The sequence below is a fragment of the Thauera aminoaromatica S2 genome (genome assembly GCF_000310185.1).
In the GTDB taxonomy this organism is placed as follows: Bacteria; Pseudomonadota; Gammaproteobacteria; order Burkholderiales; family Rhodocyclaceae; genus Thauera; species Thauera aminoaromatica.
This window is the reverse complement of sequence record NZ_AMXD01000003.1, coordinates 23,394-34,884: the sequence shown is the minus strand read 5'-3', so window position 1 is coordinate 34,884 and position 11,491 is coordinate 23,394. Positions and strand designations below refer to the sequence as shown.

The 11,491-nt window shown below is 67.9% G+C and carries 13 protein-coding genes and 4 tRNA genes; 4 read left to right on the top strand and 13 right to left on the bottom strand.

What is annotated here, in order from left to right; all coding sequences use genetic code 11:
* Positions 1-35: 35 nt before the first annotated feature.
* From rplL to C665_RS01485, 11 genes are all read right to left on the bottom strand, one after another.
* On the bottom strand, positions 36-410 hold the full coding sequence (gene rplL / locus C665_RS01535) for a 50S ribosomal protein L7/L12 (RefSeq protein ID WP_004298409.1): 375 nt from the start codon (positions 408-410) through the stop codon (positions 36-38).
* Positions 411-467: 57 nt separating this feature from the next.
* Entirely contained in the window at positions 468-971 is a 504-nt protein-coding gene (gene rplJ / locus C665_RS01530; RefSeq protein WP_004298407.1) for a 50S ribosomal protein L10, read from the bottom strand.
* A 251-nt stretch (positions 972-1,222) separates the two neighbouring features.
* Positions 1,223-1,921, bottom strand: a complete 699-nt coding sequence (rplA, locus tag C665_RS01525) for a 50S ribosomal protein L1 (protein WP_004298405.1) — start codon at positions 1,919-1,921, stop codon at positions 1,223-1,225.
* A 2-nt stretch (positions 1,922-1,923) separates the two neighbouring features.
* A complete protein-coding gene (gene rplK / locus C665_RS01520) occupies positions 1,924-2,355 on the bottom strand; it encodes a 50S ribosomal protein L11 (RefSeq protein WP_004298403.1) in 432 nt (143 codons plus the stop codon).
* Positions 2,356-2,472: 117 nt separating this feature from the next.
* On the bottom strand, positions 2,473-3,006 hold the full coding sequence (gene nusG, locus C665_RS01515) for a transcription termination/antitermination protein NusG (protein ID WP_004298401.1): 534 nt from the start codon (positions 3,004-3,006) through the stop codon (positions 2,473-2,475).
* A gap of 1 nt (position 3,007) precedes the next feature.
* Entirely contained in the window at positions 3,008-3,355 is a 348-nt protein-coding gene (gene secE, locus C665_RS01510) for a preprotein translocase subunit SecE (protein WP_004298399.1), read from the bottom strand.
* Between the two features lie 24 nt (positions 3,356-3,379).
* Positions 3,380-3,455 (bottom strand) — tRNA-Trp (locus C665_RS01505).
* Positions 3,456-3,514: 59 nt separating this feature from the next.
* A complete protein-coding gene (gene tuf / locus C665_RS01500; protein WP_004298398.1) occupies positions 3,515-4,705 on the bottom strand; it encodes an elongation factor Tu in 1,191 nt (396 codons plus the stop codon).
* 84 nt (positions 4,706-4,789) lie between these two features.
* Positions 4,790-4,864 (bottom strand) — tRNA-Thr (locus tag C665_RS01495).
* A gap of 30 nt (positions 4,865-4,894) precedes the next feature.
* Positions 4,895-4,968: transfer RNA gene (locus C665_RS01490), tRNA-Gly, on the bottom strand.
* Positions 4,969-5,081: 113 nt separating this feature from the next.
* A tRNA-Tyr gene (locus tag C665_RS01485) sits at positions 5,082-5,166 on the bottom strand.
* A gap of 214 nt (positions 5,167-5,380) precedes the next feature.
* Between C665_RS01485 and C665_RS01480 the strand changes: the two genes are divergently transcribed.
* Both C665_RS01480 and C665_RS01475 read left to right on the top strand, forming a co-directional pair.
* Positions 5,381-6,136, top strand: coding sequence for a class I SAM-dependent methyltransferase (locus C665_RS01480; RefSeq protein ID WP_004298396.1), 756 nt, complete (start codon positions 5,381-5,383; stop codon positions 6,134-6,136).
* A 99-nt stretch (positions 6,137-6,235) separates the two neighbouring features.
* Positions 6,236-6,943 carry a P-loop NTPase family protein gene (locus C665_RS01475; protein WP_004298394.1) on the top strand — a complete coding sequence of 236 codons (708 nt, stop codon included), beginning with the start codon at positions 6,236-6,238 and terminating at the stop codon, positions 6,941-6,943.
* A gap of 27 nt (positions 6,944-6,970) precedes the next feature.
* On the opposite strand, the gene C665_RS01470 is transcribed toward C665_RS01475, so the two are convergent.
* Positions 6,971-7,597, bottom strand: a complete 627-nt coding sequence (locus C665_RS01470; RefSeq protein WP_004298392.1) for a response regulator transcription factor — start codon at positions 7,595-7,597, stop codon at positions 6,971-6,973.
* 259 nt (positions 7,598-7,856) lie between these two features.
* Between C665_RS01470 and C665_RS01465 the strand changes: the two genes are divergently transcribed.
* Together C665_RS01465 and C665_RS01460 are read left to right on the top strand one after the other, a co-directional pair.
* The gene (locus C665_RS01465) at positions 7,857-9,758 is read left to right on the top strand and encodes a hybrid sensor histidine kinase/response regulator (RefSeq protein WP_004298390.1); all 1,902 of its coding nucleotides are present in this window, start codon (positions 7,857-7,859) and stop codon (positions 9,756-9,758) included.
* Positions 9,759-9,798: 40 nt separating this feature from the next.
* Entirely contained in the window at positions 9,799-10,230 is a 432-nt protein-coding gene (locus C665_RS01460; protein WP_004298388.1) for a PhaM family polyhydroxyalkanoate granule multifunctional regulatory protein, read from the top strand.
* A gap of 15 nt (positions 10,231-10,245) precedes the next feature.
* Here the strand turns inward: C665_RS01460 and C665_RS01455 are convergent, their stop codons facing one another.
* A complete protein-coding gene (locus C665_RS01455) occupies positions 10,246-11,436 on the bottom strand; it encodes a CaiB/BaiF CoA transferase family protein (protein WP_012585922.1) in 1,191 nt (396 codons plus the stop codon).
* Positions 11,437-11,491 lie beyond the last annotated feature (55 nt).

The following is an 11,491-nucleotide window of genomic DNA, read 5'->3' as shown; positions in this document are numbered from 1 at the left end:
TCCGAAGAGTGCCAGCCCCGCTGGGAAGCCGAATATTACTTGATTTCGACCTTCGCGCCAGCTTCTTCCAGCTGCTTCTTGAGCGCCTCGGCGTCGGCCTTCGGAGCGCCTTCCTTGACGGTCTTCGGCGCGCCGTCGACCACGTCCTTGGCTTCCTTCAGGCCCAGGCCGGTGGCGGCACGGACGACCTTGATGACCTCGACCTTCTTGGCGCCGGCTTCGAGCAGCACGACGTCGAATTCGGTCTTCTCTTCCACCGGGGCGGCGGCGGCACCGGCGCCCGGAGCGGCCACGGCCAGCGAGGCCGCGGACACGCCGAACTTCTCTTCGAACGCCTTGACCAGGTCGTTCAGTTCCATCACGGTCATGCCGGCGACGGCTTCCAGGATGTCTTCTTTGCTGATTGCCATTTCAAATCACTCCAGAATCGATAATCTTGCGAAAATTTTCGTAGCGGAAGGCTGCGGTCAGGCGGCAGCGCCTTCTTCCTCGCGCTTCTTGGCGAGGGCGGCGAGCGCACCGGCAAAACCGGACACCGGCGCCTGCATGACGCCCAGCAGCTTGGCGAGCAGCTCTTCGCGGCTCGGGATCGAGGCGAGCGCCTGCACGGCGGCCTTGTCGAGCGTCTTGCCCGCGTAGGAACCGGCGCGCAGCACGATCTTGTCGTTGCCCTTGGCGAAGTCGTTCAGCACCTTGGCTGCAGCGACCGGATCGGCCGAAATGCCATAGATCAGCGGACCGGTCAGATCGCCCGCCAGCCCCTCGAACGGGGTGCCGGCGATCGCACGACGGACCAGGGTGTTCTTCAGCACGCGCAGGTACACGCCAGACTCGCGGGCCTTGGCACGCAGCGCGGTGAGGTCGCCCACCGCAATGCCGCGATACTCGGCCACCGCGATCGTCTGGGCATTGGCCACTTGTGCCGACACCTCAGCCACTACGGCTTTCTTGTCATCGAGATTGAGACCCACAGGTCTTTCCTCCTTTCAAGTCAACACGCGAACCGCTCGCGCGGCTCGCACCTACGGCGACCTGGATCAGGAGCGCGGCCGGCGAACCAGCCAAATCCTGTTCTGAGCACACCGTCTACGCAGGCCATTCACATGCTTAAGCGGCACCTTGCCGGGGCCACACCTGCGGTCTTTGACGATCCGCAGCCCCGGACTGGCGGCTACGGCTCAAAGTTCGGCGGAGCGTCCGCCCTGGGCGGACGTCCCGGCAATCAGGCAGGGTTGAGGCTGCCCGGCTCCACGCGCACGCCGGCACCCATGGTGCTGGAGACGGCGATGCGGCGCAGGTAGATCCCCTTCGCCGCGGCCGGCTTGGCCTTGACGAGGGCATCGACGAAGGCGGTCAAGTTCTGCTGCAGCGCATCGACCTCGAACGAGGCGCGGCCGATGGTGGCGTGCACCAGGCCCGCCTTGTCGGTGCGGTACTGCACCTGGCCGGCCTTGGCGTTCTTCACCGCGGTGGCGACGTCCATGGTCACGGTGCCGACCTTGGGGTTCGGCATGAGGCCGCGCGGACCGAGAATCTGGCCGAGCTGGCCGACCACGCGCATGGCGTCAGGGGTCGCGATGCAGACGTCGAAATCGAGATTGCCGGCCTTGACCTGCTCGGCGAGGTCGTCGAAGCCGACGACCTCGGCACCGGCGGCGCGCGCGGCCTCGGCCTTGTCGCCCTGGGCGAACACGGCGACGCGAACCGACTTGCCGGTACCCGCGGGCAGCACGACCGAACCGCGTACGACCTGGTCGGACTTGCGCGCATCGACACCAAGGTTGACCGCGATGTCGATCGACTCGTCGAACTTGGCAGTGGCGCACTCCTTGACCAGACGCAGGGCGTCGGCAACCGGGTAGGCCTGGTTACGGTCGACCTTGGCGCGCAGCGCCTGAACTCGCTTGGACAGCTTCGCCATGATTACAGGCCCTCCACGGTGATGCCCATGCTGCGGGCGGAACCGGCGATGGTGCGCACGGCGGCTTCGAGGTCGGCAGCGGTGAGGTCAGGCTGCTTGGCCTTGGCGATGTCCTCGACCTGGGCACGAGTGATCTTCCCGACCTTGTCGGTGTGCGGCTTGGCCGAACCCTTCTGGATCCCGGCGGCCTTCTTGATCAGGATCGTGGCCGGCGGAGTCTTCATGATGAACGTGAAGGACTTGTCGGCGAAGGCGGTGATCACCACCGGAATCGGCAGACCGGGCTCCATGCCCTGGGTCTTGGCGTTGAACGCCTTGCAGAATTCCATGATGTTCAGGCCGCGCTGACCGAGCGCCGGACCGATCGGGGGGCTGGGGTTGGCCTTGCCGGCCGGAACCTGCAGCTTGATGTAGCCAGTGATTTTCTTTGCCATCTAGGCTTGCTCCTGTGATGAGTGCTAGCGCACCGGAGAACCCGGCGCTCCTCGCAGTGCCCGCGCTCGTCGGCCGAGTGCACGGGCTTCGGCAGGCCTCGCGGCCTGCCGTCTTGCTCAGGTCTTCTCGACCTGGGCGAAATCGAGTTCCACCGGCGTGGCGCGACCGAAGATGGTCACCGACACGCGCAGCTTGTTCTTTTCGTAGTTTGCATCCTCGACGCTGCCATGGAAGTCGGTGAACGGCCCTTCCTTGACGCGAACCACCTCGCCGATCTCGAACAGCACCTTGGGACGCGGCTTGTCGACGCCTTCCTGCATCTGCTGCATGATCTTCTCGACCTCCTTTTCGGAGATCGGGGCGGGCTTGTTCGCCGTACCGCCGACGAAGCCGGTGACCTTGGGCGTCGACTTCACCAAGTGCCAGGACTCGTCGTTCATTTCCATTTCGACGAGAACATAGCCGGGGAAGAACTTGCGCTCGGTGACGGTCTTCTGGCCGCCGCGCATCTCGATGACCTCTTCGACGGGCACCAGGATCTGACCGAAACTATCCTGCATGCCCGACCGATTGACGCGGTCGATCAGCGCGCGCTGAACGGACTTCTCGAAGCCCGAATAGGCGTGAACCACATACCAACGCTTGCTCATATCACTTCCAACCCAGGACCAGATCGTACAGGACCCACTCCAGGCTCTTGTCCGTCAGCCACAGGAAGAGCGCCATCACCACCGCGAACGCGAACACCAGACCGGTGGTCTGCGTGGTTTCCTTGCGGCTCGGCCAGACGACCTTCTTCGTTTCGGTGATCGATTCGCGGGCGAAACCGATGAAGCGGCGACCCGGCTCGGAGAGGGCGGCAACGGCGATGCCGGCACCCAGGCCCGCAAGCACGGAAAGCACGCGCAGCACGAGAGGCTGCTCGGACAGCACGTAGAAGCCGACTACGCCGGCTGCCAACAGTGCCAGCGCCAGCGCAAATTTCAACTTATCGGCCATTGCGGATGAACACCCGGAAAATGTTGGCAGGGGCAGAGGGAATCGAACCCCCAACCTTCGGTTTTGGAGACCGACGCTCTGCCAGTTGAGCTATACCCCTGCAGCGGACACTGCAAGGCGCACCCGAGCGGGTGCGCCTGTCTGGCAATAATCGAGCAATTACTCGATGATCTTGGCGACGACGCCGGCGCCGACGGTACGGCCACCTTCGCGGATCGCGAAGCGCAGGCCTTCTTCCATGGCGATCGGGGCGATCAGCTTGACGGTGATCGACACGTTGTCGCCCGGCATGACCATCTCGGTGCCTTCGGGCAGCGAGATCGAACCGGTCACGTCGGTGGTGCGGAAGTAGAACTGCGGACGGTAGTTGTTGAAGAACGGGGTGTGACGACCACCCTCTTCCTTCGACAGCACGTAGATCTCGCCGGTGAAGTGGGTGTGCGGGGTGATCGAACCCGGCTTGCACAGCACCTGACCGCGCTCGACGTCTTCACGCTTGGTGCCGCGCAGCAGCACGCCGACGTTGTCGCCGGCCTGGCCCTGGTCGAGCAGCTTGCGGAACATCTCCACGCCGGTGCAGGTGGTCTTGACCGTCGGCTTGATGCCGACGATCTCGATTTCCTCGCCGACCTTCACGATGCCGCGCTCGACACGACCGGTCACCACGGTGCCGCGACCCGAAATCGAGAACACGTCTTCGATCGGCAGCAGGAAAGGCTTGTCGATCGCACGCTCGGGCGTCGGGATGTAGCTATCCAGCGCGTCAGCCAGGCGGAAGATCGCCGGTTCGCCGATGTCCGACTGGTCGCCCTCGAGCGCCTTCAGCGCCGAACCCTTGACGATGGGGATGTCGTCGCCGGGGAAGTCGTACTTCGACAGCAGCTCGCGCACTTCCATCTCGACGAGCTCCAGCAGCTCTTCGTCGTCGACCATGTCGCACTTGTTCAGGAAGACGATGATGTACGGCACGCCGACCTGACGGGCCAGCAGGATGTGCTCGCGCGTCTGCGGCATCGGGCCGTCGGCGGCCGAGCACACCAGGATCGCGCCGTCCATCTGCGCGGCACCGGTGATCATGTTCTTGACGTAGTCGGCGTGGCCCGGGCAATCGACGTGCGCGTAGTGACGGCTCGCGGTCTCGTACTCGACGTGCGCGGTGTTGATGGTGATGCCGCGCGCCTTCTCTTCGGGCGCCGCGTCGATCTGGTCGTAGGCCTTCGCCTCGCCGCCGAACTTCTTCGACAGGATGGTGGTGATCGCAGCGGTCAGCGTGGTCTTGCCATGGTCGACGTGGCCGATGGTGCCGACGTTGACGTGAGGCTTGGTGCGCTCGAACTTACCCTTAGCCATATCGCTATCCTTAAAATCAGAACCATAAAAACCGGCGCGGCGACCACACTCGTTGGCCGCCGCCCAGGCCAGGCAGAAAATGGATGGTGCCCATGACGTGGATTGAACACGTGGCCTCTCCCTTACCAAGGGAGTGCTCTACCACTGAGCTACATGGGCCCCGAAACCTCGGGCAAACCGCAGCGAACCTGGAGCGGGTGAAGGGAATCGAACCCTCGTCATAAGCTTGGAAGGCTTCTGCTCTACCATTGAGCTACACCCGCACACGCCTGCAACTGTGTTCTCTTGCCTGCGCGCAACTCCGCGCCTATCACAACTCGCAGCCATACACTGCATTTGCCACGCCGACCGTGACGAGCACGGCACGACTGAAACTTGGTGGAGGGAGAAGGATTCGAACCTTCGAAGGCTGAGCCGTCAGATTTACAGTCTGATCCCGTTGACCGCTTGGGTATCCCTCCGTCCGGGAAGCCCCGCACTATAGAGGCCTTCCCCGGAGAAGTCAAAGCCTTTTGAAAAAAACTTTCGAGCCTCGATGTGCGAGCTGCGCCGCCTGCGCTTCGCCGGAGGCGCGGCTGGCGCGAATCCGGCGTCGACAACCCACGCGGCTCGGCGGCGGATCATCGAACTGGGGCGGTATGATCCCCCGGTTCGGATCCTTTCGGCAGACACGCCATGCCCCCCGCCCTGAAGGCCCTCCTCGCCCAGCTCGCCGGTCTGGCCGCCGCGGTCGCGCTCGCGCGCACCGGCGCGCTCGTCGGACTGTGGCCGCTGGTGAGCGTGCAGGCGCTCATCGCGGCGACGGTCGCGGCCGGCTTGCGCAGCGCGCGCTGGTGGCTGCCGATCCATCTCGGCTTCTTGCCGCTGGCGGTGGTCGCGCACGGCGCGGGCATCCATCCCGGGTGGTATCTCGCCGCCTTCGTCATCCTCGTACTGGTGTATTGGACGAGCTTCCGCACCCAGGTCCCGCTCTACCTCAGCAACCCGGCCACCGCAGCGGCGGTAGGGAAGCTGCTGCCGGCCCATCCGGCGCGGATGCTCGACATCGGCGCCGGCACCGGTGCGCTGCTGCGCCCGCTCGCGCAGGCGCGTCCCGACTGCCGCTTCACCGGCATCGAGCTGGCGCCGGCGACGTGGGCGATCGGACGCCTGCTGCTGCGCCGTCACGCCAACATCGAGTGGCTGCGCGGCGACCTCTTCTCCGCCGACTGGAGCGGCTACGATCTGGTGTACGCCTTCCTCTCGCCGGTGCCGATGGCGGCGGTCTGGGCCAAGGCGTCCGCCGAGATGCCCCCGGACAGCACCCTGGTCAGCAACAGCTTCGAGGTGCCCGGCCACGAGCCGGACGCGGTGATCGACGTCGGCGACCGCCGTGGCACGCGCCTCTTCCTCTATCGCATGGGCGCACGCGGAGAGCGCCGAAGCGGCTGAATTGGCCCCGCGAAGCGGCGCTTTTCCGCGCTCGCCCGCTTGCGTGCGGCGTCGATAATCCCCGTCATGCAAGGACTGCATGCAAAGGACTGAAGCGTCATGGCTGAGATCATCTGCGTGATCGGCAACAAGGGCGGTACCGGCAAGACCACCCTCTCGCACATGCTGTGCCAGGGCCTCGGCCTGCTTGGCCAGCGTGCTGCCTGCGTGCTCACCGACACGTCGCGCGAGCCGCTGGTACCCGCCGGACGGCGCTACGTGCTGGCCGACGCGCGCACACGCGACTCGCTGACCAAGGTGGTCGACAAGCTGCGCACGCTGGAGAACTGGATCGGGGTCATCGACGGCGGCGGCAACCGCACCGAGATGGACCGCAAGCTCTACGCGCTCTCCGACCTCGTGCTGCTGCCGTTCCGCGAGTCGCACGAAGACATCCGCACCGTGCTGCGCGACCTCGAGATGTTCCCGCGCGCCTACGCGATCCCCACGCAGTGGCCCACCAACCCCTGGCAGCGCGAGGCCGCCGACCGCAGCGTGGCGCGCCTGCTCGGCGCGCACCGCGATCGCATCCTGCGCCCGGTCAACGCGCTCTCCTCCACCAAGCTGCTGCTGCAGAAGCAACTGCCCGAGCAGCTGCCGACCCCGCTCGCCAACGCCTGCCGCGCGGTCGCGCGCCAACTGCTGGAAGTGCTGGAGATCGACTTCATCGACCACAACGAGGACACCTCCGGCGAAGAGCAGGATGAGCGCCTGTCGCCCGCCGAGATGCCGATGCGCCTGGTCGGCGGCGCTCGACGATCGCACTGAGCCGCGAATCGCGGCACGACGATTCTCTCAGGACTCCTCGTTCCTGCGCGAGAGCAGCACCAGCGCCTGGCTGCGGCTGCTCACCCCCAGCGCGCGGTAGATCGCCGTCATGTGCACCTTCACCGTCCCCTCGGTGAGGCCCAGCCGACTGGCAATCTCGCGATTGCTGCCCCCGGTGGCGAGGAGTTCCATCACCCTGGCCTGGGCGAGGGTCACCCCGTAGCGCTCGGCGGAGCGACGCGTGCGGGCGCTCGTCGCGGACGGGCTGGCACGCGGCGTCGGCATGCCGCCCTCCAGGACTTCGCGCACGGCCTGGGCCAGCACCTCGCCGGAACTCGCCTTGGAGACGAAGCCAGAGGCGCCGGCCGCGAGGGCGCGGCGCACCGCGGCGTCGTCGTCCATCGCCGACACCACGATCGCCGGCAGGTCGGGGTAGCGCTTCGCCAGCACGCCGAGCAGCGAGAACCCGCTCGCCCCCGGCAGCATCAGGTCGACGATCGCCAGATCGACGTCGTCATGCGCCTCGAGCAAGGCCAGCGCCTCGTCCGCGCGCGCCGACTCGAGACACACCAGGTCGGGCTCCAGGCGCCCGATGCGCTGCGCCATCGCCTCGCGCACCAGCGCATGATCTTCCACGATCAGGATCTTCGTCATACCCTCCCCTCCGCGTGCCTCTTTCCGCACCGAACATAGCATGAGGCGGCCGCCGGGCTTCACGCTCCATGCGAGCGCAAGCGCTACGCCGGCGCCGATAAACGCAGGAAAATCGACTCCCCGGGCGGAGTCCCACCGTCGGCAAGCCTCGCAGAACGGTCTTGCCGTCCACGGCTCGCCCCGCCCCACCGGAGGCCCTCGCCATGCCCGCCCCTTCCTGCCCTGCCGAACCCCGCAATGCCGTGCCGAGGAGGCGGCCTTGATCCACCGTTGGGGCATCCGCGCCCGCGTCACGCTGGTCGCCTTCATCCCGATGCTGGTCCTGGCCGGCCTGATGACGGCGACCCACACCACGCTGCGCCTGGGCGAACTCGACAACGCCTTGCGCGCACGCGCTCAGGCCTACGTCCGCCAGACCGCGGTGGCGAGCGAGTACCCGCTGTTCATCGGCGACCACATCGCCCTGCAGCAGCTGCTCGACAGCCTGCTGCTCGAGGAGGACATGGCGGCACTCGCGCTCATCGCACCGGACCGCAGCCTGATCGCCCGGGCGGGCAGCTTCGAGCACACCACGCCGCCACAGGCGGCCGTCGCGGGCACGACGCGGAGCGCAGGTCGCCTGCGCATCGTCGAGCCGATCCGCCCGCGCCCGCTGCCGATCGACGCCGTGTCCGATCCCGTGCCGGCGGACGAACTCCTCGCCACCCTCATCATCGAGATGTCCCTGGAACGCCTCGACCAGCGCCGCGCCGAGCTGTTGTGGATCGCCGCCGGCTGGATGCTGATGGTCGCCGTCGGCAGTCTCGCGCTCGCAAGGGGGATGAGCTACAGCGTCAGCGGCCCGATCCGCAACATCGCGGACACCGTGCTCCGCATCGGCCGCGGCGAACTCGACCGCCGTGTCCCGGTGGTCGGCGGTGGCACGCTGCGCATCCTGGCCGAGGGCGTGAACGAGATGGCCGGGCGCCTGAGCACCGCGCACGCATCGATGTCGCGCCAGATCGAAGAGGCGACCGCCGAGCTGCGCGCACGTCGCGACGAGGCCGAACGCGCCAGCATCGCCAAGTCGCGCTTCCTCGCCGCCGCCAGCCACGACCTGCGCCAGCCGCTGCATGCGCTCGGGCTGTTCGTGTCCGAGCTCTCCCAGCACGAGCTCGACGCGGGCAGCCGGCAGATCCTCGAGCGCATCACGGCCGCGGCCGAGACCATGGACGGCCTGCTCGGCAGCCTGCTGGACATCTCGCGACTCGATTCGGGTGCGCTCACCCCGGTGCCGCAATCCTTCGACCTGCAGGCGCGCCTCGAGCGTCTGGTCGCCGGTCAGTCGGCCGTCGCCGCCGAGCGCGGGCTCGACCTGCACCTGCGCTGTGCGCCCTGTCGCGCCCACACCGATCCGCTGCTCCTCGACCGCATCCTCGCCAATCTGTTGTCGAATGCCATCCGCCACACCCCGCACGGCCGCGTGCTGGTCGCCTGCCGGCGTCGCGGCGACCGGCTGCGCGTGGAGGTACGCGACAACGGCCCCGGCATCGCGCCGGAATCGCAGGAACTGATCTTTCACGAGTTCGTCCAGCTCGACAATCCGGAGCGCGGCCAGGACAAGGGCCTCGGGCTCGGGCTGGCGATCGTGCGCCGCCTCAGCACCCTGCTCCGGCTGCCGCTCGACCTGCGCTCGCGGCCCGGCCACGGGACGGTGTTCGCGGTGGAGGTCCCCGCCGCACAGCCGGAAGGCGCCTCCCGGGCGCATACGCCGGGCAGCTTCGAAGGGGTCCGGGTACAGCTTGCCGGCGCGGATCCCGCCGCCCTCGAGGCGACCGCCGAGCTGCTCGCCGACTGGGGCTGCACGGTGGACGACGGCACCCGCACGGCGCCGGCGGACGACCGCCCCCACGGCACCGAGCTGCTGATCCTCGCGCCGGTGCCCGCCGGCACGGCCGACGGCCTTGTCCTGCTCGCAGCCCTGCGCATGCGCCCCGACCTGGCCGACGTGCCCGCGATCCTGCTCGTCGTCGACAGCACCGACGAGCAGCGCGATCGCGCCCGCACCCTGAATGCCCATCTGCTCGCCCGTCCGCTGCGCCCCTCGCGCCTGCGCGCCCTCATGAACCGCCTGCTCGGCGCGCGCGACGGCGATGGAGCGCAGGGCAGCGGCATCGGGTAATATTGTTCCGTCACCTCAACCCCCCGAACGGAGCAGCCCGATGTCCAATGACCAGAACGCCCAGGATCCGCTCGAGTTCGTGCGCGGCATGTGGAACCAGATGGGTTTCTCCCTGCCCGGCATGGTCACGCCCACGCTCGATGTCGATGAGCTGGACAAGCGCATCACCGACATGCGCGCGGTCGAGGGCTGGCTCAAGATGAACCTGAACATGCTGCAGATGAGCATCCAGGGACTCGAGATGCAGCGCGCCGCGCTCGCCGCGGTCAAGGCGATGAGCCAACAGGCCCAGCAGGCAGGCGAAGGCGGCGGCACGACCGAGCCTGGAGCCAATCCCTTCGCCGCCGCGGCGGCGATGTGGCCGTGGAACCTGATGGGCGCGCAGGCGGCCGCCACGCCCGCTCCCGCGACCCCGGCCGAAGCGAAGGAAGGCGCGCGTGGCACCCGCCGCAAGCCGGCCACCGACAAGTAATCGACCCGCCGCGGGCTACACCACGCCCGCGCCCCGCAGCCGGGCAAGCTCCTCGGCATCCACGCCGAGCGCCTCCAGGATCGCATCCGTATCCGCCCCCGCACACGCCGGTGCCGGCGCGTCGGGTATCGGCGGCATCCCGCCCAGACGCACCGCCGCGCCGGCGTGGCACAGGCCGTTCGTCTCCACCACCATGCCGCGTGCGCGCAGCTGCGGGTCGCGCAGGCTCTCCTCCAGGCGCAACACGGGCGTCACGCAGCAATCGACCGGGTCGAACACCTCCACCCACTCGCGCTGGCTGCGTCCGCGGAAGATCGTCGCAAGCTCGCCCCGCACGCGTGCTCCGTCCGCCCCGGTGGCGAGATGCCCCGGGATCAGGTCCGCACGCCCGAGCGTAGTGCACAGCAGCCCCCAGAACTTCTCCTCCAGCGCACCCACCGCCATGTAGCGGCCGTCCGCGGTCTCATACACGCCGTAGCAGGGCACCCCGCCGGTGAGCAGGTCCTCGCCGCGCGGCCGCACGCCACCGTGGGCAAGCACCTCGGCGAGCGGGAAGATCATGTGCGCGAACGCGGCGTCGGTCATCGACACGTCGACCTCGCGGCCGCGGCCGCTGCGGCGCGCGTCGAACAGCGCCACCAAGATGCCCATCACCGCGCCCATGGTGCCGCCGAGCAGGTCGCCGATCTGCAGGTTCGACAGCGCCGGCGCGCCGCCGGCGCAGCCGATCTGGTCGAGCACGCCGGCGTAGCCGAGATAATTGATGTCGTGGCCGGCGCGCAGTGCGTACGGCCCGGTCTGTCCGTAGCCGCTGATGCTGCAAAGCACTACGCGCGGATTGCGCTCGGCGAGCACGGCGTAGCCGAGGCCGAGGCGCTCCATCACCCCCGGGCGGAAGCCCTCGACCACCACATCGGCGCTTTCCACCAGGCGCAGGAACAGCGCACGCCCCGCCTCCTGCTTGAGGTCGAGCCGCAGGCTGCGCTTGTTGCGGTTCACCAGTTGGTAGAACCAGCTGGTGTCGCCCCCCATCGCGCCCATCGTGCGCGCGTAGTCGCCGGCACCGGTGTCTTCCACCTTGATCACCTCGGCGCCGTAGTCGGCCAGGTGCTGGGTGGCGAGCGGACCGGGCAGCAGCCGGGTGAGGTCGAGAATGCGCACGCCGGCGAGCGGCGCGCGTGCGGGAGCGTTCGAGGCAGGATTCATGTGCGCGTCCATCGTGTTGCGGGAAGACGGCAGTATGCCAGCGGGAGGCACCGGG